28 protein-coding genes and 1 tRNA gene are annotated in these 23,532 nt (G+C 41.7%); 1 reads left to right on the top strand and 28 read right to left on the bottom strand.

Annotated features, from left to right (window positions below; translation table 11 throughout):
* Nucleotides 1-147: 147 nt before the first annotated feature.
* The 23 genes from FXV78_RS08005 to FXV78_RS07885 form a co-directional block, all read right to left on the bottom strand.
* A complete protein-coding gene (locus FXV78_RS08005) occupies nucleotides 148-330 on the bottom strand; it encodes a hypothetical protein (protein WP_004843213.1) in 183 nt (60 codons plus the stop codon).
* Between the two features lie 15 nt (nucleotides 331-345).
* Complete coding sequence (locus FXV78_RS17865) at nucleotides 346-1,242, bottom strand: hypothetical protein (RefSeq protein ID WP_004843214.1); 897 nt, start codon at nucleotides 1,240-1,242, stop codon at nucleotides 346-348.
* 102 nt (nucleotides 1,243-1,344) lie between these two features.
* Nucleotides 1,345-1,719: a hypothetical protein gene (locus tag FXV78_RS07990; protein WP_004843215.1), complete on the bottom strand. Its 375-nt coding sequence runs from the start codon at nucleotides 1,717-1,719 to the stop codon at nucleotides 1,345-1,347.
* A gap of 97 nt (nucleotides 1,720-1,816) precedes the next feature.
* Nucleotides 1,817-2,548 carry a Fic family protein gene (locus FXV78_RS07985; RefSeq protein ID WP_004843216.1) on the bottom strand — a complete coding sequence of 244 codons (732 nt, stop codon included), beginning with the start codon at nucleotides 2,546-2,548 and terminating at the stop codon, nucleotides 1,817-1,819.
* Nucleotides 2,549-2,563: 15 nt separating this feature from the next.
* Entirely contained in the window at nucleotides 2,564-2,752 is a 189-nt protein-coding gene (locus FXV78_RS07980; protein WP_004843217.1) for a hypothetical protein, read from the bottom strand.
* 170 nt (nucleotides 2,753-2,922) lie between these two features.
* The gene (locus FXV78_RS07975; protein ID WP_039959777.1) at nucleotides 2,923-3,591 is read right to left on the bottom strand and encodes a hypothetical protein; all 669 of its coding nucleotides are present in this window, start codon (nucleotides 3,589-3,591) and stop codon (nucleotides 2,923-2,925) included.
* 43 nt (nucleotides 3,592-3,634) lie between these two features.
* The gene (locus FXV78_RS07970) at nucleotides 3,635-4,513 is read right to left on the bottom strand and encodes a 3'-5' exonuclease (protein WP_050785338.1); all 879 of its coding nucleotides are present in this window, start codon (nucleotides 4,511-4,513) and stop codon (nucleotides 3,635-3,637) included.
* Between the two features lie 42 nt (nucleotides 4,514-4,555).
* The gene (locus tag FXV78_RS07965; RefSeq protein ID WP_004843220.1) at nucleotides 4,556-4,705 is read right to left on the bottom strand and encodes a hypothetical protein; all 150 of its coding nucleotides are present in this window, start codon (nucleotides 4,703-4,705) and stop codon (nucleotides 4,556-4,558) included.
* A 5-nt stretch (nucleotides 4,706-4,710) separates the two neighbouring features.
* Nucleotides 4,711-5,937: a replication initiator protein A gene (locus FXV78_RS07960; RefSeq protein ID WP_004843221.1), complete on the bottom strand. Its 1,227-nt coding sequence runs from the start codon at nucleotides 5,935-5,937 to the stop codon at nucleotides 4,711-4,713.
* A gap of 3 nt (nucleotides 5,938-5,940) precedes the next feature.
* A complete protein-coding gene (locus FXV78_RS07955) occupies nucleotides 5,941-6,159 on the bottom strand; it encodes a hypothetical protein (protein WP_004843222.1) in 219 nt (72 codons plus the stop codon).
* A gap of 33 nt (nucleotides 6,160-6,192) precedes the next feature.
* Nucleotides 6,193-6,582: a replication initiator protein A gene (locus FXV78_RS07950; RefSeq protein ID WP_004843223.1), complete on the bottom strand. Its 390-nt coding sequence runs from the start codon at nucleotides 6,580-6,582 to the stop codon at nucleotides 6,193-6,195.
* 395 nt (nucleotides 6,583-6,977) lie between these two features.
* Complete coding sequence (locus FXV78_RS07945; protein ID WP_004843225.1) at nucleotides 6,978-8,018, bottom strand: ParB/RepB/Spo0J family partition protein; 1,041 nt, start codon at nucleotides 8,016-8,018, stop codon at nucleotides 6,978-6,980.
* Between the two features lie 3 nt (nucleotides 8,019-8,021).
* On the bottom strand, nucleotides 8,022-8,747 hold the full coding sequence (locus FXV78_RS07940) for a ParA family protein (RefSeq protein ID WP_039959794.1): 726 nt from the start codon (nucleotides 8,745-8,747) through the stop codon (nucleotides 8,022-8,024).
* A gap of 41 nt (nucleotides 8,748-8,788) precedes the next feature.
* A complete protein-coding gene (locus tag FXV78_RS07935) occupies nucleotides 8,789-9,406 on the bottom strand; it encodes a sigma-70 RNA polymerase sigma factor region 4 domain-containing protein (protein ID WP_004843227.1) in 618 nt (205 codons plus the stop codon).
* 43 nt (nucleotides 9,407-9,449) lie between these two features.
* Nucleotides 9,450-9,653, bottom strand: coding sequence for a helix-turn-helix domain-containing protein (locus tag FXV78_RS07930; protein ID WP_022037585.1), 204 nt, complete (start codon nucleotides 9,651-9,653; stop codon nucleotides 9,450-9,452).
* A gap of 46 nt (nucleotides 9,654-9,699) precedes the next feature.
* Nucleotides 9,700-10,335 carry a hypothetical protein gene (locus FXV78_RS07925; RefSeq protein ID WP_004843229.1) on the bottom strand — a complete coding sequence of 212 codons (636 nt, stop codon included), beginning with the start codon at nucleotides 10,333-10,335 and terminating at the stop codon, nucleotides 9,700-9,702.
* 496 nt (nucleotides 10,336-10,831) lie between these two features.
* Entirely contained in the window at nucleotides 10,832-11,920 is a 1,089-nt protein-coding gene (locus FXV78_RS07920; protein ID WP_004843231.1) for a DUF3810 domain-containing protein, read from the bottom strand.
* A 24-nt stretch (nucleotides 11,921-11,944) separates the two neighbouring features.
* The gene (locus FXV78_RS07915; protein WP_004843232.1) at nucleotides 11,945-13,291 is read right to left on the bottom strand and encodes an MATE family efflux transporter; all 1,347 of its coding nucleotides are present in this window, start codon (nucleotides 13,289-13,291) and stop codon (nucleotides 11,945-11,947) included.
* A gap of 148 nt (nucleotides 13,292-13,439) precedes the next feature.
* On the bottom strand, nucleotides 13,440-13,619 hold the full coding sequence (locus tag FXV78_RS07910; protein WP_004843233.1) for a hypothetical protein: 180 nt from the start codon (nucleotides 13,617-13,619) through the stop codon (nucleotides 13,440-13,442).
* A gap of 242 nt (nucleotides 13,620-13,861) precedes the next feature.
* On the bottom strand, nucleotides 13,862-15,340 hold the full coding sequence (locus tag FXV78_RS07900; protein ID WP_004843234.1) for an FGGY-family carbohydrate kinase: 1,479 nt from the start codon (nucleotides 15,338-15,340) through the stop codon (nucleotides 13,862-13,864).
* A 17-nt stretch (nucleotides 15,341-15,357) separates the two neighbouring features.
* Complete coding sequence (locus tag FXV78_RS07895) at nucleotides 15,358-16,302, bottom strand: transketolase family protein (protein WP_004843235.1); 945 nt, start codon at nucleotides 16,300-16,302, stop codon at nucleotides 15,358-15,360.
* The gene (locus FXV78_RS07890; protein ID WP_004843236.1) at nucleotides 16,302-17,126 is read right to left on the bottom strand and encodes a transketolase; all 825 of its coding nucleotides are present in this window, start codon (nucleotides 17,124-17,126) and stop codon (nucleotides 16,302-16,304) included. Before FXV78_RS07890 ends, FXV78_RS07895 begins: the two co-directional genes overlap by 1 nt.
* 18 nt (nucleotides 17,127-17,144) lie before the next feature.
* Entirely contained in the window at nucleotides 17,145-18,545 is a 1,401-nt protein-coding gene (locus FXV78_RS07885) for an L-fucose/L-arabinose isomerase family protein (RefSeq protein WP_004843237.1), read from the bottom strand.
* A 220-nt stretch (nucleotides 18,546-18,765) separates the two neighbouring features.
* On the opposite strand from FXV78_RS07885, the gene FXV78_RS07880 reads away from it, so the two are divergent.
* The gene (locus FXV78_RS07880; protein ID WP_004843238.1) at nucleotides 18,766-19,773 is read left to right on the top strand and encodes a LacI family DNA-binding transcriptional regulator; all 1,008 of its coding nucleotides are present in this window, start codon (nucleotides 18,766-18,768) and stop codon (nucleotides 19,771-19,773) included.
* Nucleotides 19,774-20,184: 411 nt separating this feature from the next.
* On the opposite strand, the gene FXV78_RS07870 is transcribed toward FXV78_RS07880, so the two are convergent.
* The 5 genes from FXV78_RS07870 to trmB all read right to left on the bottom strand — a co-directional run bounded on the left by FXV78_RS07870 (nucleotide 20,185) and on the right by trmB (nucleotide 23,465).
* Nucleotides 20,185-21,537, bottom strand: coding sequence for an ATP-binding protein (locus FXV78_RS07870; RefSeq protein WP_023924153.1), 1,353 nt, complete (start codon nucleotides 21,535-21,537; stop codon nucleotides 20,185-20,187).
* 123 nt (nucleotides 21,538-21,660) lie between these two features.
* On the bottom strand, nucleotides 21,661-21,837 hold the full coding sequence (locus FXV78_RS07865) for a helix-turn-helix domain-containing protein (protein ID WP_004843242.1): 177 nt from the start codon (nucleotides 21,835-21,837) through the stop codon (nucleotides 21,661-21,663).
* Nucleotides 21,838-22,014: 177 nt separating this feature from the next.
* Nucleotides 22,015-22,087 (bottom strand) — tRNA-Lys (locus tag FXV78_RS07860).
* Nucleotides 22,088-22,251: 164 nt separating this feature from the next.
* Nucleotides 22,252-22,563 (bottom strand): thioredoxin family protein, encoded by a 312-nt coding sequence (locus tag FXV78_RS07855; protein WP_004843244.1) that lies wholly within the window; start codon nucleotides 22,561-22,563, stop codon nucleotides 22,252-22,254.
* A gap of 233 nt (nucleotides 22,564-22,796) precedes the next feature.
* Nucleotides 22,797-23,465: a tRNA (guanosine(46)-N7)-methyltransferase TrmB gene (trmB, locus tag FXV78_RS07850; RefSeq protein WP_004843247.1), complete on the bottom strand. Its 669-nt coding sequence runs from the start codon at nucleotides 23,463-23,465 to the stop codon at nucleotides 22,797-22,799.
* Nucleotides 23,466-23,532: the final 67 nt, after the last annotated feature.

Below are 23,532 nucleotides of genomic sequence, written 5' to 3'. Positions count from 1 at the left end.
TTTTGTTCTTCCTGCAATAGTTCCTGTTAGGAAGAATCCGCAATCCGGATTCGGTTCCGATATCGTCTCATTTTTGCTCCCTCCCTTCAAAATGGGCGCAAAAAAAGAACACTCTTTCGAATGTCCTTTTTCTTTCCTGTCTTTTGTTTATTTGCCTTCCCAAAACTCTGCTCGGATATATGCATCCTGTTCCTCTTCTGTCATAGCCTCCCACATGTCATTCCAGGCATTCTCCGCTTCCAGCTGCTCTAAGGGAAACGGCAGTTCTTCATTGGGATCAATCAGATTCCCCTGATACCAGAATGGCTGCATTCGCTCTTTCTCTGCCATATGTACTCCTCCCTGCTATTTCTTTGCTCCACATCCAGTACAGAAAAATCCATCACTGACAGTCTCTGTCCAGGCTGGGGTATCGACTACATAGCGTGTTCCATACTCTGCCGGATGTTCCACCGTTCTCGTCACTGTTTTGTAATACTCTGTATGGCGTCCTCCACCTTCTCCTGCTAAGGCGTGCTGTTTCATGTGGCCGGATGGATCCGCTGTACAGTCCGCTCCGCAGACGTTGCAGCACTCCCATGGATCATAGACATCTTCTGTGACTGTCTCTGTCCAGGCTTCTTTTACCACATACTGCTCGTTATGTCCCACTTCCGGATGATTGACTGTATGGGTCTTCTCCTGCCAGGTGTGGGTATGCTGTGGTTTTTCTGGTTTCGACTCTGGCTGGCTCGGCTTCTGTTCCGGCTTACTCGGTTTTTGTTCCGGCTTAGATTCCGGCTGACTCGGCTTCGTCTGTGGTTTGTTGGGCTTCTGTTCTGGTTTGGATCCCGGTTGACTCGGTTTCTGCTCCGATTTGGAAGAAGATTCTGTTTTTCCTGTTTCTTTCTCTGCTTTTACCGATTCTTTCTTATCCGCCTTTTCTGTAGATTTCTTATTGTCAGAATTTTCTGACTTTTTTGCTATGGTTTCCTCTTTTTCCCCTGTCTTTTCAGACTTGGTTTCTTCCTTTTTTCCAGTATCCTGTTTCGGATCCGTTTTCTTCGCAGAAGCTGTATCTTTCGAATTCGTTTTTGCAATCTTCTGATTGGAGGACTTTGCCTCCTGTTTTGTCTCTACCTTTGTCTGCACAGTGGTATCCTGATTCGCTGCTACATATCCGCCGATCCCCAATGCTGCGATCAAACAGATTCCCCCACCAATCTGGATCTGTCGTTTGTATTTTTTCCACATTTCTTTCATTCCTCTTCGCTCCTTTTCTATACTTTTCTAATTTTAGTATACCACCTTTGCAAGGTGCTTTCTAGGTTACTTTACGTTACTTTAGGTTACCCTGCGTCCGCCTTAAAGCCGTTTTTTCATCCGCAGATATTGAAAAATACTGACCTTTCTGGATGTCGGCTTTATTTCTAACATAGGATCCTTCTTTAATCGATACACCAGTTCATACTCTGACCTCTTATCTTCATACAACCGTTCCAGACAATGTGTAAAACTAAAATCTGTTGTTTTTCTCGCCTGTTCTATTTCTTCTTTTAATAAACATAAATCCGTTTCATAATGGGACTTCGACAATGCTCTGTCCGCCCGGAAGGCCGACAGATAAATTTCCCATGCCATAGACCCTCGCAATTCCTCTTTGGGAATTTCCCAAAGCCTTATTTCTGCGGATAACAGTTTTTCTATATAGGGATTATGAAAAATTGAATCCGATTCCATCCTGTGATCTCCTTTTTTCCAATTTTAGTATATCACCTTTGTAAGGTGCTTTCTAGGTTACTTTACGTTACTTTAGGTTACCCTGAGTCCGCAAACTTTACTTCCGGAACCGTTTTTCCTGAACCGCTTTTCGGAACATCTCTGCAGATATTTCCGGTTGTTCTGTCTGTTTCTTTACAAATCCATCAATGGATGTATCATAAACAAAGCGTTTCACTTCTCTCATATCCCCTGTTTCATAATATCCAATCAGCTTTGCGAAAAATTCCTTCTGACACTCTACCGGAATACGGAGAACACCTGCACCGCCTTGAATCATGATCTGATTGGCTGCAAGCTGCGCCGTCCGCTTATTTCCATCAAAAAACATCTGGGAACGCATGATATAAAGCATGATCGTAATCGCTCTTTCAGTCACGGACAGATCCGCATTCATAATCGCCTGAATCTCCGATTCTATTTTTTCATAAATTGGAATCTCTGGCTTCCAAGATGTTCCACCAATACTGACATCTGAATTTCTCAAATCCCCAGCATTTGTTACGATTCCTACACCAATTTCTTTGTTTAATTGACGCACATAACGCAAATCTAATGGATAATCTACTGTATCAAACAAAAATTCCCATCCATGTTTTAGGTTATTTACTTTTACGATATCCTCCACACTTAATCCGGCAACGCTACGTCCCTCATAGATTTCCTGTGTATCTGGAAAGGTAACCGCAATTCCTTCTAATTTTGACTGGGAATAAATACTATCTACAATGTTTCGCTTTGCATAAAAAATATTGTCTTGTTGCTCCATTGAGAATTTATCTTGAATCATCTTCTTTTTCCTTTCTTAACTCGCATAAATCTGACGAATTTCCTGTTGTTCCTTTTCTGGAAGTTCCGTTATCAATCTGGCCGTGTTTCCTTGCACCATTGTACCAGTCGGTGCATCCGCTTCCTCGCATTTTAGGAAAAACAGCTGTCCTTCCTTTTTCAAAATTGCTTTTTCCTGATAGTAGCCAGATACATAGTATGACATAAAACCGTCTCCTTTTTTCTTGATAATTCTACCACTATTTTATCCAAAGCATATGGATTATTCAAGTCTTTCAAAGCCAGCATTTCTAAGAGTTAGAAATCATACTTGTTCAGATATTCTCGAATCATATCCCTCCTGTTATTTGCGATGTTCCGAATTTCGGAACAAACTTAATTTTCCTTGTAATCATCAGGTTTTGCATTTTCTCCCTTAGTTTTTTGGGTCTGTAGTACTGTTTCCACGCCTGAAAAAACGAACAGGAAAAGCACCGCATAACCAGCAATCGTATACAGATCCTTCCACAGATGAAATTTCATAAACAATACTACAATTAGGAGCAAATAAAAACTCTCCAAGAAGGGAACCTCTACTGAAAACTTGTTCCTACAACAAATTTCCCTATATCCTGTCATAAATAAAATATAGATTGCAGCACCTATAGTAAATGTCCCTGGCAATAACATTTCATAGTCTTTCTGAGCTATGGATATCTGAACTGAAGCTTCTGTTGCCAACACGTACAGCACAATGGTTCCGAAAACACATCCCGTTGCTGCAACAAATCCGCAATACTTTTTGCAAATCCAGTTCACCAATTTCAAAAACGTCCACATTCGCATTTTCCATGTTCCTCGGGAGTTGCTTTGTTTTTCCATCATTCCATCCTTTCTTTTGTTCTCACCTATCGAAAATATTTTCAAGCCCTTCCACTTGTTCCGAAATTCGGAACTTATCCTCTTTTCTTGTTCCTCTCTTCTCCTTCTTATTCTGTACTTTTCTTTACCAGCCATCTGAAACAGGGGTTCTGCTACAGCTTTTGCCGGTTCTATTTTCCTCATGTTTTCTCCTTCCTGTTCCGAATTTCGGAACATAACAGCCAGCTTAGTTCTCCCCAAAAACCATCTTCTTGTAACAATATAGCGTTGCTTTTACATCTTCGGCTGCATCATGAGCCGAAAACTCATAGCCATAATACGCTGCACAATCAATCAGTCTCCACCAACGCCACCCCTGATGATATTCATCCCAATCATGTATCAGCCAGGCATACTCACGCATCACATCAAATTGCATTACTTCTGGGAGCTTGATGCCCGCAGCTTCTAAAAATGAATCATCAAAGTTAATCCCGTTATAGGTAATCAAAATATCTGAAGCATCGAAAATTTTCTGAATCTGATCCCGATAGAAGGACATCGGAGATTCATTTGCCACCTTTTCTGGTGTAATTCCATGAATCGCTGCCGCATCTGGCCAGGATTTTGTATGCTCCGGCCTAAAGTAATGTTCAAAAATTACTTTTCCCTGCAGATCCATAATGCACATAGACAACGGTTCATCCTTCCATGGATTTACCCCAGTGGTCTCTAAATCATACACGATTCCTTTTTTGTATTTCTGAAATGTTTTAAAATAGCAATCTGCACACAATCGTTCTGCTTGCCGAAATGGTACTCCCTTGTGGCGAAGCAAATAAGAATGAAATTTCGTCCCACAGCCTTTACAAGTTCGTGCTTCGTCCCGCTTTTTCTTTTCCATCCTCTTCCTCTTCTTTTCTCTCTGTGATTCGTGATATGGAACGGTTTTGTTCCTGTCATAAAGGTAATAATCCTCATATTTTTTCCATTCTACAATAGCTCTTGGTTTCACATGATAGCCCGGCATCAATTTCTGTTTCTTTAGCTCTGTTTTAGATTTAAAATCCGGATACTGGTCACGTTCCCAGGGCTTGATATGTATGAGTTCAATTTTTTTGCTCAAATTTTTCTCACTCCGTTTCCTCAAATAACTTCCGTGGAAGTATTAAGCGTTAATTAGTTTCCTGCGTCCTGCATAATCTGTAACATCTTCTGTTCCCCCGATTGGTTTACCGTCAAAATTAAACAGTAAAGCTCTATGTGCTCTTTCGATCTGGTAATACCCTCTGTCGGATCCACAAAATGGACATTTCATCCTTTTCACCTCCACGCATACTGTTCCCTGATTACACTCCTAGAAAAAAGTCTATGTTCCGAAATTCGGAACGAATCTGATTGATCATGGTTTCCAAAATTTGAAACCGGCTGATACCCCAAATCTTCGTAGACTTTCCGGCTGTAATAAAAGGTCATGGTATCCGGCGCATTATACAGACTGGTCAGAAGATAGGCTCGGATATTGTGGATCCGGGTGGTAGTCTGCCCCAGGGAATATAACACATATTGGATATGTGACATGGTCAGTTTGGAAAATTGTGCCCGCAGTTCTGCTGTTGTATATTCCCGTCTCCCAAATCGATGAATTGTGGTACTCCTTCGGCTGCACGTGTCCACTGCTACAGCAAGCAGTACTGACAACAAGTCTGCATCTGCTCCGTCCTGCAGCAAAACATCATATTCCCACTTCTTCCGGAAAAATGCTTCTACACAGTCTCGATCCATCCATCGATCCTGTACTCTTGAATGATTTACTGTATACATGATAGATAGATGTTTATATCTATTATTCTTTTTATACTCAGTATTATTAGAGTTGCAATCCTGATACTTCTGGAAGTTGCAAATCTGGCAGGTCATCGGGTCATTTTGGTTTTGGGACTGCCAGTTTTGATACTGCTGATCGGTTGCACGATCTTCGGATTCTATCTGTTCTTGCTGTTCTATTCTACTTTCCTCCGGGTTGCAAATCTGACAGGTCACATCCAAAATAACTGGTTCTTCCTGTGTTTCCACTGTTTCTGTCACTTCTTCGATAGCTGTATGTTCTGGGTTGCAAATCTGACAGGTCAATCGATGTTCTGTTTCTCCCTGTTCCCATTCCTCAATCTCAATGTCTGCTCCGGACAATAATTCTGCGATAGTCTCAGAATTGCAAAGATACACTAAATTGGGTTTTCCAAGTCCTTGCTTCCGTCTTTCTATCAGTCCAAGGTGCTCTAGTTCGTCCATCATACGCATGATTGTTGCCCTGCTGTAAAACAGATCTTCTGCTATTTTTTCGATGGAATAGATGATATAGATTCTTCCATTTTCGTCTGTCCAGTTATTTCTTGCAGACAACATCAAACGCTCCCTGAGCACACAATATAAAATCTTAGATTTTGCAGACATATTTGCCAAACTTTTGGTAAATACCAGTTCCTTTGGCAAAATCAAAAAAGATTTACTCAGAACATCTTCCCCATAATAATACAGTCGTCGTTTCATGCCTTATTCCTCTCTTCCCTGTTGTTTCTCTTGTACGTCAGGCTTGCTCAAAAGCCGGATACTTATAAAAAGACCCGCACCACCTAACAGCATACTGACCGCCAGTTTCCATGCTGTATCTTGTGGGATTACACGATCCCATACTGCCATCAGACCGAACATCCCTATTGCTACCAATAATTTGAAAAGTCTTTTTCTCGTGTACTTTGATAGTTTCCCCATATCTGCTCCTGTTCCGTTCCGAATTTCGGAACATTACTTTTCTTTCAGTTCTTTTAACACCTTTGCAAGTGGCTTTAAATACAGCCTGTTTGGTTTCTTGCCACCCTGTGTTTTTTTCTTGATTAACCCCAGCCCCTTTTGTTCATCCAATTCTTCCAATAACCGGATTGCTTTTCTTTCGCTGCAATGGAGCAGATTCATAATCTCCTGGATTGGAAACTCAATATAGAGCTTTCCTTCTTCATCAATCCATCCTTTCTCTTCTGCATCATTCAGATACTCCAACATTACAAAATATAAGATCTGTGCGTCTCCGGGTAGCTTTGCAAATGCTTCTGTAAATACCAGTTCCTTTGGAATCAGTATTACATTTTCATTCTCCTCATACGGTTCATCTCCATAAAGGTACAATGGATCTCTCATTTTTTTCTCCTTATTCTGTTGCTGTTCCGAAATTCGGAACAGTATTACTTGTGCCTACTTCATCTTTTCTCTAACAAATCATAAAATTTCTAGTTCTTTTAAACCTGGCTTTTTATTGCTGTTGTGGTAATTGCATCTAAAATATTAACAATACTATTCCGTTAAAAACAAAAGTGCCAAACTAATTAACAGAAAGAGTAATACAAATAATCCACAAAATAGAATCACTGATCGCCTAAAAGTGAGTTTATATTCTTGCTCAAACAATGATGTAAATGAATGAGCCGCAAAAAACGCTATAACTAACGCAAATACCATGGTTGCACCAAGCTTCATATATTCTCCCTTTCCATTTCTTCTTATTTTGTTGTTCCGAATTTCGGAACAGCATTACTTCACTCATTTTCATTTTGCATATAATCTATAACATCTTCCAGCCTTACTCGTGCATTCCGGAAATGCCGGATTTCTGATCTCCACAGATACCACTCCTGACAGGAAATGGTTTCCTCTCCGGATGTATAAGGAAACTCCCGTACCAAAATCCTTGTTCCATTGACCAGTCTGTATTCATAAAGAGTTTCTTCTGTCATTTTATTTTTGTTTACAACTGTCCAGCTTGGATATTGCAGTAAGAAATCTTTCCATTCCTGTTCGGTTTCAAACTGCAGGAGTGGAAGTTCCATTGTTCCGAATTTCGGAATGTCCTTACTTTTTTTGTAGACTTTAATTTCTTTGTGATTTACAATCCCTTGTTTTAAGAGTTCTTCCTGTTCTTCTTCCGGTAAGGTTGCCAGTTCCACAGCTGCACTCTTTTTCAATTTCCCTGCCTGAAAGGCCTGCATCCCCTTTTCTCCCAGATTATTTGCGATCGTCCGATATTCTCCAATTGTGCTTTTGGACATCTGCAGCTGCGCTGCCAACTTATCTGCAAGCCTTCCCGCTGGAAGATTCGGAAATTCTTCCGGATAAGTCCTCAACAGATGACTCATTCCTTCCAGTTCACACATAATTTCATAATCCGTTTTTGCTGCATATCCATTGGAGGAATAGCAGGTAAATTCAGACCGTACATCTGAAAGGTTCCGAATGATACAGGGAAGCATGGCATAACTTTCCTGATTCCGTTCTTCCACTAGAATCTTACAGGCGTTTCTTCGATGATGTCCGGCAATGATTTCATATTCATCGGTGTCAATTTTTCTAACCAGAAGATCCTGTATCACTTCCCCATCCGCTTCAATCAGATCCGCCAGGGCTTCCTCTTTCCTGCGGACTTCCCCTTTTAGTTCTTCCCGCTCCTGCATCGTTTTTCCATAACGGTACTGGGCAGGGTTATCTTTCAGCTTGGTATAATGAATCCAATGGGTAACTCTCTTGGGATGTAAGTCTGCTTTTTTTGTTTCTTCTTTGAAAATATTACTGATCTTTGCCATCCCTTACACCTCCTGTAACTCCATGGCCAGATCCATAAAATCAAGTGCCACCTGACTTTTGGAACGGTGCTTCATAACTGGCTTATAGTATTCCAGTGCATTTTCCACAACAGCCCCCTTACTGATACAGGTTTCCATAAACGGCCAGCAATGCCGTTCCACCATGTCGATGTAGGTATGCTTCTGTGCCCGCTTATTTTCCACTTTATTTGCAAAGATCTTCCATTCTACGCCCACCCCCTGTTCTTGTAAATGATGGTATTTATCTTCTACCAGAAGGAGGTTGTCCCGACAAAATTTATCCAGACAAACCGGCGTGATCAGGACATCTGCCGCATAAAGTGCGCTTGTCGTAATCAATTCCATGGCCGGTCTGGTATCCATAATGCAAACGTCATATCGATCCTGAATCTGCATCAGTGCCTTCAAAAGAGCATTGGTATCATATGCATCATTTTCTACTAAATCTGTACTCCCTTTAATGATGTCGATGTTTGCATATCGTGTCCGGTAAATGGCACTGCGCACCAGGTTTGGATGTTGCAGCACTGTTTTGATCGTGTGTCCGTTTGCGTTTACTTTGATAAAAAACGGGGTCAGATTGGTTTGAGGATCTGCATCCAAAACTAAAACCTTTTTGCCTAACTTTGCCATACTGTATGCCAGATTCACCGCTGTTGTTGTTTTCCCAACGCCGCCCTTTAAATTTCCGATCACAAATCGTTTCATGCTCTTCACCTTTTGTTCCGAATTTCGGAACATCCTTTCTTTTATCCTTTATTTGTTCCGAAATCCGGAACATGATTCTTCCCCGTATCTATAAAACTGGATAAGTCCATCTGCTGATAGGGTTCCTCTTCTATCTTCTGCTGTCTGTGCTCTTTTTCATTTTTTGCATAAACCAACAACTTTTCTTTTTTCCATTTGCTTTCATAGGCTTTCTGGATCAATTCGACTGCATGTTTTCTGATCCTTTCAAAGGCTCGATGACTGATCCCACTGTCCAGTTCTACTTCTTTGTAAGGACGGTGGTCTACATACAGCTTTTGCAAAATTTCATATTCTTTTTTAGGCAGCATCTGAAAACACAGCCAGATACGATGTATTTCCTCTCGCTCTTTTTCGACTTCAAACATCAGATTGATCAGTTCCTTTTGAAACTTCTTCTGGCGTTCCGTCCAACTTTCATATAAATCCGATAAATCTCGCTTGTCCCCTCCACTACTGCTCCGTGGTTCAAAGTCTATCTTTGGCAGTACAAAATTTTGCAGTTCCTGTTTCTCACAGATATAACTTCTACGATAATTCGCATACCTGGCATCACAGTATTTCAGAACACCCTCATAATCACGTAATACCCATTTAATCCGTTCCTCGCTTATCTTCATTTGCCTGACACTCCGACTTTCTCTCACTTCTACCGTTTACTGTTCAAAACCATTTCCTCTGTTTCGTATTCTTCTGTGCCAAATCAGCAGAATACAAATCGGATGGCTCTGTCACCCCTCCTCTTCGCAATTCTCGATAAAGTGTAGATCTGGCAACATTTATCCTGTCCGCAATCCTGTTAATCGGCATCTGACTATTGTACATTTCTTCAATAATTTTTCTGTCTTCGTATAAAATTTTTATCATGTATTTTCTCCTCATATCTTATGTTCCGAATTTCGGAACATCTTACTTATTCTGTTTCAGTTCCTAAAAGACTTCGGTATGTATTCCACCATTCCTGGATGATTGTCAGTTCTTCATCAAATGTTCGTTCCGCAGTATCTTCTCCAACATCCCACCAGTTTTTTTGCTTTTTCCATGCCTGATACTCTTCCCACCACTCTTTCACAGACAGAATCGCTGCATCCAACTCTTCCTGCTCCGTTCGAATACATTCTTTATCCTCTTCTGCCCATTCGTATTGATATTCAGGATTTTCTCGCTGACGGTCAATTTCTTTTTGTAACTCCTCTGTTAGCATTTGTATCAGTTCTTTACTTTTCTTTATACCTTCTAAACCATTCAGCAAAAACTCCATATCAGCCCCTTCTTCCAATATATACCTTAAAAATGTTTTCTCAGAATTCATGCCATAACCACAGCGTTCAAACCATTCTTGGGCATAATCTCTTTCATCACTTCCATTGGTATACGTCCCATTTACCAGATCTCCGATAAAACTTTCCAGTAATTGTGATACTGTGATATTTGCTTTGGCTGCATACGTTGAGATTCTCTTGCAATCTGCATCTGAAAGATTCAGGTGTATGGTTCTCTCCTTTATTGTTGCAATTTCTTTTTGTTGTTCTTTCGCCCGATCATACATGCTTTTCCCCCCTTATGCACATCTGCAGAGTTGCTCATACTTTTCTTTTCTAATCAATCCGAAGGTTATAAGTTCTTGATCAGATGGATGATACATTTTCTCAAAAGCTTCTTGCCTACACTCAATCCGAAGGATATTTGTATCTCTATACCTGTCAAAATACACTTTTACCTCATGCTGATTTTGATTCATAAAAAATAGAAAATATCCAAAGTGCTTGGAAACTTTTTCATATGCTACCTCTTTCAATGTTACCGGCTCGTAATACTGACTGGTTAATTCACATAATCTCTTTTTGCTTACTCTGAACAACTCTCGGTTTGTCATTTTCCTCTCCTTCCTCTTTGTGCATTATGCACAAAAAAAACAACTTGAACTTTTTTAGTTCAAGTTGTTTTTGGAATCCACCTTCTTTTTTTCTTTTACTTTTTCTACACTTCTATTCTATGTTCCTAAACCCAAAATATTCCATTTTCAAATCACTTTTTCACTCTTTTCAAAGACTCTGATCATAAGCAACCAACAGATCCGTCATTTTCCCGTAACTTTTGACACCCTGCTTTTGTCCATTTGCTTTCAGATACGTGTCATTCACCATATTCGCCACTTCTGCCACGCTCCCATCATATTCTGACCAAAACTGATCGTCTGCCCGCAAATCCGGTTCTGCCGCTTTGCTCAGACCTTCTCTTACTTCCTGCCACACTTTTGGATCTGCCCTGTATAGAGCATTCATGGCGTACTCCCACGCAGACAGCGTTCCACTGTACTGAAATTCTGTCATGTCTGACTCCCTGCATGCCAGAAATGAAATAAAATTGGCTTCTTCCTCCTGCATAAATCCTCGTAAGTGAGACAATTCATGACACATGGTAAACGGAAAATCATATGACGGCATATCCTGATTATAATTTGCCTCGATCGTAAATGGCGCATAAATTCCCATCAGTTTCTGATATGACAGGATTTCTGAAACCAGCACCGGCTTGGGATTCGGATAATATCCCTGAAGCGCAGGATACTGCCTGCCAAGTGCCTGCATGGACCGGACTGCTTCTTGTCGTATCTCCTCCGGCAGCTGCAGCTCTCCGTTTTCAGTTCTCTCTACCTGTGTACTCAGACGATTGACCTCTTCTGTCAGCCATTGACAGGTTGCTTGCAAGTCTTTCACCGAATACGTCTGTATTTTGAGCCCGGATTTTTCCGAAAAAGATTCTCTATGATAATTGATGCCGCAGTTGATCACAAATACAAACAGCATAATACAGCCGCCCAAAAACAATCCCGCAAGCCATTGCCAAATTGCTTTTCTTCCTGCCTTCCTGGACTCGAAAGCTGCATGGATTCCAGTTCCAATCATCAAAAAAATCACAACATAAAGACTCAGCTCCACAAACGAAAATGGAACTTTCCCAAACAACCGCCCGATCACAGACACCAGGCCTTTGTAAATATAAGTAGAATACCATTCCGAAAATGACAGACTGATTCTTGCGATCAGTGTCAAAATGCCACTGACCGCCAGAAATAAAAGTCCGCTCCATATATACTTTACTGTTTTGGTTCTTTCTCTTTTGCCGCGCATCTTTTTCCTCTTTCGTAATTCTTTCTACTTCTGGCCGCTCAAATCCTCCGTGTACCTCTTCATGATATGAAAATACATCACAAGCAGCAGCCCGCCTGCCAGCACCCATGCCGCAGGACTTGCCAGACATACTCCCACATAACTTTTATAGTGTGCCGCCCCGATGGCAACTACACCTCTTCCGATCAGTTCTGCCACCCCGGCCATCATTGGAAGAATTCCAAATCCCATGCCCTGGATTCCATTTCGATACACATTCACCACAGTAAGCGGAATAAAAAACAGTCCGACACATTTCAGATAAATATCCACATATCCCATGATCTGCCCCAGATTTTCTGACAGAAATAATGGCGTCAGATATTTGCCTGCAAACATCACAAATATCCCCGTCACAACGGCATATGCAAAGCCCATCCATGTCGCGCTTTTAAATCCCTGTCGGATCCTGAGAATCTTTCCTGCCCCCATATTCTGGGCACAATAAGTTGCCATCGTCGTTCCCAGCGCCACATACGCCTGTGTTACCAGCTGCTCGATCTTGCTGGCTGCCGTAAATCCTGCAATCGCCACGGAACCCAGGATATTCAGAGAAGACTGCATCATCATCGCGCCGATCGCCGTGATGGAATATTGAAACGCCATCGGAAATCCAATTCCAAACTGGATCTTCACCAATGTTCCATCCAATTTCCAGTCTTCTTTTGTAAGTCTTAAAATCGGAACCTTTCTGATGATATAAACCAGACATAACACTCCTGAGATGCCCTGTGCGATCACAGTTGCATAAGCCGCGCCTGCCGCTCCCATATGGAACACAATAATAAATACCAGATCCAGAATAATATTCAAAACCGCAGCCAGGATCAGAAAATAAAGCGGTGTCTTGCTGTTTCCCAGCGCACGCAGAATACTTGCCAGCAGATTATATAACACCTGCGCAAAAATCCCTGCACAGATCACCATAATATACCGATAAGCATCGTCAAAAATATTATCCGGCGTATTCATAAAATGAAGCAACCATCTCATTCCCACCATGCTGATCACAGTCATGATCGCTGACACGATGAGCGACAGGATCGCAGCTGAACCTACTGTTTTTCTAACGGATCTCATATCTCCGGCTCCGAATTTCTGTGCAGTAGGCACTGTAAATCCGGCAGTCATCCCTTGCAGAAAACCAATGATCAAAAACATGATCGTTCCTGTAGACCCTACTGCCGCCAACGCATTTGCCCCTACAAATTTTCCGACGATGATTGTATCTGCCATATTATACAATTGCTGAAATACATTTCCTATAAAAAGAGGAATCGTAAAATTCAGTATCATCTTCGTTGGATTCCCAACGGTCATATCCTTTTCCATACACTCCACCCCTTCAGATTACTACATTTTGTGCTATTATACGACATCAGCCAATGAAAAACAATTCCTTTATCCCTAAATAAAACCATTAAAAAACTCCGTAAGTCTCTCTCGACCCCGGAGCATTATTTGCCAACTGTATATTCCATTATTTATCTTTCCACTCCAACATGCGATACGCATTTACATCACCATTCATAGAGAGAAGTCCTGCTATGATCGTTTCTCTGTTTTCCTGAAAATATTTTTTCACTCTGTCCATCCATGTTTTCTTACTCTGCTTCTTCTCGACATATGCTCTGTCTTTCAATACTACTGTATTGTTCATATTCCTCACCTAATCCTTTTTTATCTCTTTTTCTCTTTACAAGTATATTATATGGTGTATTTTCCAAAGATACTAGAGCCTTTTTAACTTATTTTAAGTCGATATTGACTTTTTCAAAGAGCACTTCTGCCGATTCTTCAAAAAAATATGGGAATTTCGTTTCTTCAATACGTCAATGAAATCCGAATTTCCCATATTTATTACGATTTACTGCATACACACCTTCTGAAGTTCGCAAGCATTTACTTTAATACGCTTTTTACAGCGTCTTTCCATCCATTGTACTTTCGCACTCTTATTTCTTCACACATCTTCGGCGCATATTCCTGACGTTTCAGACGCGTAAACACTTCATCTCCATACAGCCCCAGTCCTCTTCCGGCTGCATAAGCAGCTCCAATCCCGGAGAGCTCTTCTGCATCCGGCACAAGCACCTTTCGATTCAGGATATCGCTCTGGAACTGCATCAGATACTGATTTCTGGTCGGACCACCGTCCACTCGTAGCTCCTGAATCTCGGTTTTTGCATCCTGACTCATCGCATTTACCACATCTGCAATCTGGTATGCGATACATTCTACTCCTGCGCACACCATTTCCGCCTTTCTTGTCGTTCTTGTAATGCCGATTAAAGCGCCCTTCGCTTCACTGTTCCAGTACGGAGCTCCAAGTCCTGTAAATGCCGGAACAAAATACAGACTGTCGTCTGCTTCTGCCTTTCTGCAGAGTTCTTCCGTCTCTGCCGGCGACTGAATCAGTTCCATATCATCCTTGAGCCATGTAATGACTGCTCCCGTGTAGTTGATATTTCCTTCCAGCACATAGTTGATTTTCCCCTGCATTCCCCATGCAAGAGAAGTTACTACACCGTGCGTGCTCAGCACCGGTGTCTCCCCGATATTCATCATAATAGATGATCCGGTTCCATACGTGGACTTGATCATTCCTTTTTCCAGACACCCCTGCCCAAACAATGCTCCATGGGAATCTCCCAGTACACTGTGGATCGGAACTGGTTTTTCAAAAAATCCATCCAGATCTGTCTCTCCGAAACAGCTGTCCGAATCACATACTTCTGCCAGATCCTGTGCATCCAGTCCAAATAACTGACAGATTTCTTCATCCCATCTCTGCTCAAAAATATCAAACAACTGGGTGCGGGATGCGTTGGAGTAATCCGTTTTATAAGACGTTCCATGTGTCATCCGGTATACAAGCCAGGTATCGATTGTTCCGAAACACAGCGCATGTTTCTTTGCCAGTGCTTCTGCACCTTCTACATTTTCTTTCAGCCATGCCAGTTTCGAAGCCGGAAAATACGGCGAAAGCGCAAGCCCTGTCTTTTTCCGGATCATCTCTGCCGCCCCTGTTTTCTCCACACGGCGGCAGATTTCAGCGGCCCTTGCACATTGCCAGACAACAGCGTGCGCGATTGCTTTTCCGGTCTCTTTTTCCCAGACAAGAGAAGTTTCTCTCTGATTGCTGATTCCGATTCCTTTGACGCTCTCCTTTGAAATCCCGGACGCCTCTACCAGATTTTTCACCACCTGTACGGCATTCTGGTAAATTTCTTCCGGATCATGAGAAACCCATCCTTTTTCATTGATCATCTGCTTATGCGGGAGATCTTTTCTCTGAAGCAGCATGCCGTCCTGATCAAAAAGCAGCGCTTTTGTTCCCTGCGTACTCTGATCAATACTGATAATATAGCTCTCTGCCATGTCCTCTCTCCTGTCCCCTATTTCAGGATTTCTTTTGCCTTGTTCGCAATACCTTCTGCATTCAGGCCGTAATAATCAAATACTTCTTTTGAAGTTCCTGTGATAACCGGTGCATCCGGAAGAGACATATTTACTACTTTTTTCGGGCATTCTCTTCCTGTTACCTGTGCCACCATAGAACCAAGTCCTCCAAACGGTGCATGCTCTTCTACTGTAAGGACTGCTTTTGCATTTCCTGCCATGCGCACGATTGCTTCCTCATCCAGTGGTTTGATGCAGTACATATCCAGAACGGACGCTGAAATTCCTTCTGCTTTTAAAAGCCTGGCTGCATCTTTGGCTGGTTTTACCATTTCTCCGCAGGCGATGATCGCTACGTCGTTTCCATTTGTATTTCCTTCTGTCACAACTGTCGCATGATCCATTTCAAATGGTACATTATCTTCCTCGTAAGTCGGATCTACTGCATTTCTTCCCACACGGATGTACGCCGGTTTTTCATCTTTTAACAACGCTTTTGTCAGTTCTCTCGTTTGCAGATGATCACTTGGAATATAAACGCGCATATTCGGAATCGCACTCATTGCCGCAATATCCTGCGCGGAATGATGACTCATCCCCAGAGCACCGTAGCTGACCCCGCCACTGATTCCGATCAGTTTTACATTCGTGTTGGAATATGCAACATCCACTTTACACTGCTCATAGCTTCTTGTAGAAAGGAAGCATGCCGGTGAAACCGCATAAGATTTCTTTCCACATTTTGCAAGTCCGGCTGCAATACTGACCAGATTCTGTTCTGCAATTCCGGTTTCCACGAATTGTTCCGGATACGTATCTGCAAATGGTGTAAAAGATCCACTTCCTCTGGAATCACTGCAGAGCGCAACAATATCTTTATCTTCTTTTGCAGCTTCCATCAATACTTCACAGATTATCTGTTTATTTGCTGTTTTTCCCATTATGACAACGCCTCCTCTGCAGTTTTTAAGTCTTTCATAATGATATCATACTCTTCCTGTGTCGGAACTTTATGATGCCAGTTTGCTTTATTTTCCATAATAGAAGAACCTTTTCCTTTCACCGTATTGGCGATCAGTACCGTTGGTTTCCCCTTCACACGCTTTGCCTCTTCGAATGCAGCGTGCAGTTCATCGATATCATTTCCGTCTTTTACATCGATCACATGCCACCCAAAGCTTCTGAAACGTTCATGCAAATCATCGTGTCCCATCACATCTTCTGTGTTTCCGGAAATCTGAAGACGATTACGGTCTATCACTGCGCACAGATTATCCAACTGATACTGATGTGCTGCCATGGCGCCTTCCCAGACAGACCCTTCCGCCAGCTCTCCATCTCCCATGACTACATACACGCGGCGGTCTTTGTGATCCATTTTGGCTGCCTTTGCCATTCCTACGCAGACCGGAAGTCCATGTCCCAGAGAACCGGAATTCATCTCGATACCCGGCAGTTTATTATTCGGATGGCCAATATATTTAGAACCAAATTTGCTGAAATTTTTCAGGACATCTTCTTTATCCAGAAATCCTTTTTCCGAAAGCACTGCATAGTATGCCTCCATAGAATGACCCTTACTGAGTACAAACAGATCTCTGTCCGGATCTTCTGGATTTTTTGCGTCAATGTTCATCTGATCAAAATACAGCTCTACCAGAACTTCCATCACGCTCATGTCACCGCCGATATGCCCTGCCTTTCCGGCACAGATAATGTCTATGGTGTCTCTTCTAAGCTGATAAGCCAATGCTTTTAAATTCATATCTTACCTTCCTTTCTCTCACTCACCGCGCAGATATGCTTTTACGTCTTCCTCGATCGGATCATAGAGATCCGGTTTCACGCCGATATATTTACATGCCTCATACAGTACCGGAACTACATTTTTGTGAATACCGACACAGTGGTGAATATACGGTCCTTCTACAATCTTGGCTTCCAGACGTTTGATGTTTTCCACTTCTACCCAGAGATATGTTCCCATTCCTTTCGGTCCGTCCACACCTTTTGCGTTTCCAAGAAGAAGTGAATATTCTCCATTGTCTCCATCGAAGCGGCACAGTGTCACTTCTCCGTGTTTTGCTTCTGCAGTCAGACTTCCCGGATGCTCGAATGCCAGCGGATACGTCAGTTCCGGTTTTTCCTGTGCAACCGACATCGGCCATGGCCCGCAGTGCTGCAGCAGTTCTCCGTTTTCAATGTCAGGATGACGGATCGTCCAGTCTGCGAAAAATCCTCTCTTTTCATCCATTCCCGCAGCTTCTGCCAGAAGTGCGGTCACTGCTCCGTGAATATCGGTTTCACAGACTACCGGAATGCCCTGTTCATTGAGAATCGCATTTGCTGCACATGGCATAATTCCGATTTCTGTCTGAAGCGCATTCCAACACTGGATCGCAGCTGCCTGACATCCATATTTCTCTACCAGACTCTTCATTGCCAGAGCCAGAGCTGCTACCATTTCTACTTCCTCTTCTTTGATCTTGATAACCATGGTATCCTTGATGTAAGCGATCATCTGCTCCATTTTTTCTTTGTCTTCACGAACTGTTTTTACTTCTTCTGTCAGCTCTGTCATCGGAACCGGCGCCAGCTGAATATTAAATTTTTCGAGCAATTCTCCTTCATTGCACATTGTCGTCCAGAAGTCAAACGGACGTGTTGAAATCTGAAGAATCCGGATATTTTTAAATGTTTTTACGACATTACATACTGCAAGAAAATCTTTGACTCCACGTTCAAAAACCGGATCGTTTAATCTGCAGTTTGTCAGATATGTAAATGGAATCTGAAATCTTCTGAGCACCTTTCCTGTTGCAAACAGTCCGCACTGTGTGTCGCGCAGTCTCACACCGTTTGGCTCCGGTCTCTCATCCAGCGGTCCCCACAAAAGCACCGGAACATCCAGTTTCTTTGCCAGTCTTGCACAGACGTATTCTGTACCGAAATTACAGTGTGGGAGCATCAGACCATCCACACCTTCCTTTTTGAATTTTTCTACGATTTTATCGACATCTTTGTCATCATACAGAAGTCCTTCTTCGTTGATGTCTGTGATGTCCACAAAGTCCACACCCAACTCTTTTAGTCTCTGTGCTGTCAGCCCTCTGTACTTAACCGCATCCGGTGCGCTGAAAATACTTCTTCTTGTGGGTGCAAATCCCAGCTTGATTTTTTTCATGATTCAGTCTCCTTTCACATACCCTTTGTATTTGTGTATTTTGCTTTTTCTTTCAAGGATTTTCTTGTTGTTTTCTAACTTCAGTATAGCTTCGCAGAAACTCAATTTCATCCAATAATTAAGTATTTTTCACTTAATTATTAACTTAATTATTGTTTTTTCTTTGTATCTGGTTCATAATAAATTCAGAACACAAAACAACAATTCGAAAGGATCATATATGGGAATTACAGCAAAGGAACTTGCAAGAAAATTAAATCTTTCTGCCGCCGCTGTCTCCATGGCACTGAACCACAAACCAGGAGTCAGCACTGCAACACGGCAGCTCGTCCTGGATGCCGCAGAAAAATATGGATATGATTTTTCCCGGATCGCGGAAAAACATACCACTTCCGGGGCGATTTATTTTGTTATCTATAAAAAACATGGAACAGTTGTTGCAGATACCCCGTTTTTCTCTCAGGTTTCCGAGGGAATTTCACAGGGATGCAAAAAGAATGACTATCGTCTGAAGATCAGCTATATTTATGAAGATGAGGATACGATCACGAAACAGATTGAAGAAATTCAGTATTCTGACTGTGCAGGAATTATTCTGCTTGGAACAGAAATGGAAGCCGGAGATCTGAAACCGTTTTTAAATCTTCCGATCCCGGTTGTCCTTCTGGATGCTTATTTTGAGACAGTTCCCTGTAACTGCGTTCTGATCAACAATGTGCAGGGTGCATATCTGGCAGCCAGACACCTGATCCGGACTTGTAAAACACAGCCCGGTTATCTTAGATCCGCCTACCAGATCAGCAACTTTGCAGAGCGTTCCTCAGGTTTTTACAAGGCAGTGCGCGCGGCTGGTATGTCCTCCTCCCGCTCGATCGTCCACAGCCTGACCCCTTCCATGGAAGGGGCATATACCGACATGCTGGAACTGATCAAAAATGGAGAAGAACTGGCCTCTTGCTACTTTGCAGACAACGATCTGATTGCAGTAGGCGCCATGAAAGCCTTAAAAGAAAGCGGATATCGGATCCCGCAGGATATCGGTATCGTCGGATTCGACAACCTCCCTCTTGGTAGCGTCGTTGAGCCCGCACTGACAACCATCCATGTCCCGAAACAGTATATGGGAGAAGCTGCTGCGCAAAAACTCATCGATCTTTTAAATACACCCGGACATCCTCCGACAAAGACAGAGGTGTCTACTATGCTTGTGAAGAGGGGGACGGTGTAAGCCGCCCTTCCCTCTGCGCGGGGTCACGTGGAAAGATGGAGTGAAAACATCAGTCATCCTGCAGGATGCTCAGATCCATCTGGTAAATATAATCTTCCGGTAATCTCTGCTTTTTCAGCATCCCACATCAGACAAAAATAATTTAAACATATTCGTCGCCTTTGACAGTAGCAATGGGATTCTTGGTTCCTGCGCACAGAATACAGGTAACGCAACTCCTGCTTCTTTTAACCAGATAAAGCTGTGTTCATATATTGAAAATTTAAAATGCTCATTTAAATTCTCATTTGGATCATATTTGGCAATATCTTTTTTATATAACTGGATGATCCCCATCTAAATTTGCAACACTTTGTTCAGATTATTGGTTTGCAAATATCGTTTGGGGATCTTTTAGAAACCGACCTTTTCCTAAATCAACATCGTCATATAAATCGGCAGATACAAAATCCCATCCTGGTATTTCAGATCTTTCGTATAAATGATATATCTGTCTTCCATTTTCAACTGATATTTTCGAATTAAATAATCAAATGATTTATGCGATGTATACCCCGATGACTTTACTTCGATCGGACATATCTTTTTCTTTTTCACGGTCATGAAATCTATCTCATATTTCTTTTCTCTCGATGAGCCTTCCGGTCTGTACAGATACTCATGAAAATACAAATCGTGCCCGGATGCACGCAGCATCTGAGCCACCATATTTTCCAGAATCATCCCCTGATTGATCCCTAAATTTCCAACGATCAGAGATTTATACAGATCTTCATCGGAATCATCTCGATTCTTCATAACCTGTGTTACCAAAAGTCCGGTATCCCCCATATACAACTTGAAATTACTCCTATCCGCAAACAATTCTAATGAAACCTCCGGCTTCGTTACATTGATACATTCATTTCCGATCATTGATTCTGCAATAAAACTAACTGCATCTACATAGTTTTGATATCTGGCATTCTTATCCAAAAGAGAAAATTTAAAATGAGAGTTTTTATTTTCCAACTGTTCCGGAAGCGTCTTATATATCACAGAAGCTTTTTCTCTGTTTTCATTATCATATTTTGACAGATCTTCTTCATAAAGGCTCAAAATATTGCGCTTTACAAAATCAATCTGTGCAAAAGTTTTTCCACTGACCAATGCCTCCACTGCCTGTGGCATTCCGCCGACCACCATATAAGTACGAAATGTTTTCATAATCTTTCTGTGGATCGCATCTCCAAGCGCTCTTCGCTTTTGAAATGCTTCTGTGATTGCCGGAATCGTCACAGTATCGTTCAATGCCCATAAATATTCCTCAAAATCCATGGGATACATCTTTATTCTATATTCTTCTGACGGAATCAAAATGTCTTTTACATTTTTTCTAATAGAAATCAGGGATCCCGTTTCTATATATTCATATCTTCCGTCTGCCACCAAATATTTAATTGCCTGTCTTGCATACGGGAACAACTGTACTTCATCAAAAATAATCACACAATTTTTTCCATTCAGGCTTTTTCCTTTTAACAAAAACAAATTCCGAAAAAAGCTGTCCAGATCATCCATATTTTCAATAAAATTATTTCGCACATCTTTATTCTCTCTTGCAAAATCAAGGATCATATAATCATCATATTCATTTTTCGCAAATTCTTCTACGATCGTACTTTTTCCAATACGCCTTGCCCCCTCAAGCAACACTGCCGATGCCCCGGCCGATAATTTTTTCCATTCCAAAAGCTTATCGTATACTTTACGCTTAAAAACCATATACATCCCCCTTTTTTCCGTGCTTTTCTTTATTATATCACGAAAAACAGAAATGTATACAGCACTTTTTTCACGAAAACACAAAATGTTTTTCTCTATTTCTTCACGAAAAACAACTTTTTTTCATTCTGCATCCTGATGATACACATGATCCTGGTAGTTTTTTGGCGTCTCGCCTGTATACTTTTTAAAAATATCTGTGAAATAGCGATGATTATTGTATCCTACCATTTCACTTACTTCGTATACTTTGTATCCTTTTTTGAGCAGACCTTTTGCCTTGTCCATCCGCAAGTTCATTCAGACCGATATCCTCATTATATTTTCAAGATCCGAAATAATACTCAAAAAATATGGTACTTTTGTTGCTTACACTTACCTCCGGCAAAATAATGAAAAGACTGAACCATCTTAAAAATACGCACAAAAAACCACCGCCCCCGCAGCTTCTGGTCTGCAAAAACAGTGATTTCTAAGTGCGCGATCAGGGGTTCGAACCCTGGACACCCTGATTAAGAGTCAGGTGCTCTACCAACTGAGCTAATCGCGCATCCTTATGTTGTTACTTAATCTGTAACGCAAGAATTATTATATATTACTCTTTATAAAAAATCAAGTATTTTTTTATTTTTTTGTAATTTTTTTAATTTTCTCATCATTATACACAACAGCTTCCGGATTGAAAGGAATTTCTCTCCATCCGAAAGCTGTTTTTCAGATTTCCAGCATTCTGATCAAAACATCTTTCGCAAGTACACCATTGGCATAATTCACCGGTTTTCCATCGCGGAACACCACAAACGCAGGAACAATCCCTACTTCAAATTCTGCTGCCAGAACTGCTGATTCTTCAATCTCTATCTGACACACCTTCACACGTCCATCGTATTCCTTCGCAATTTCATCCAGCACATCTTCCATCATAGCGCATTTTCCGCACCATACAGCAAAGAACTCTACCAGAACCGGTGTCTCAGACCTCAGTACTTCCTGTGGATAATTTTTCGCAGTTACTCTGATCTTCATCTCAAACACCTACTCTTTTTACTTTTATTATTTACGGCAACATCCTGTATTGAGTATCGCACATACTTCTTCTAATGAGCGTTTTATACATAATATTTGTCTGTTTAGTTCTGCCTGGCAGTACATTTTCTGACGCAGTTTCTCTTTCCAGCTTCTTTTCCACCCCATCGCCCGCTCTCCAACTGTGGGTATTCCTCACTTTTATTGTATGCAGCATGGAGAAAGGTGTGAATTTACTCTGTCGGTGTTTCTGTACCTCTTCCTGCGATCAGTTTATTGATCGGATTCCCTTTTGCAGAAAACTTTTCTTCATACTCTGTCATAATATTTCCTTTATTCATCTCTTCATGATGATGCAAGTCGTATGTATAGCTGAGTACTGTCCATCCATATTCTCTGATCTGCTCCAGCGAAAAATTAAACAGCTCTGTGTTATCCGTCTTAAACTCCACTGTCCCGTCTTCTGCAAGGATCTTGTCATAACGGGCAAAAAATTCTGTAGAAGTCAGTCTTCTCTTTGCATGTCGTGCCTTCGGCCATGGATCGGAAAAATTCAAATAAATCCGCTCCACTTCTCCTTTTGCAAACACTTCCGAAAGTTCTTTTGCATCCATGCAAACAAACCGGATATTTGTCAGTTCCTGAAACTCTTCTGTGTCATACTTTTCCAGTGCACGCAATAATACACTGGAATATCTCTCAATCCCGATAAAATTGACATTCGGATATTGCTTTGCCATATTTAACAGAAAACGACCTTTTCCCATGCCGATCTCTATGTAGATCGGATTCTCATTTCCAAACACCTGCTTCCAGCATCCTTTCTGATCTTCCGGACGCTTGATTGCTGCCTGATGACTCTGTATTGTCCCTTCCGCACGCGGAATATTACGTAATCTCATCTCTTATACTCCCTTCTGTATCCCCTGAATCAAATGTCCTTTCAACGGACCATTATATTATAGCAGA

This window comes from Mediterraneibacter gnavus ATCC 29149 (assembly GCF_008121495.1).
GTDB lineage: Bacteria > Bacillota > Clostridia > Lachnospirales > Lachnospiraceae > Mediterraneibacter > Mediterraneibacter gnavus.
The sequence above is the reverse complement of the archived record's forward strand: the minus strand, read 5'-3'. Positions and strand labels throughout refer to the sequence as shown.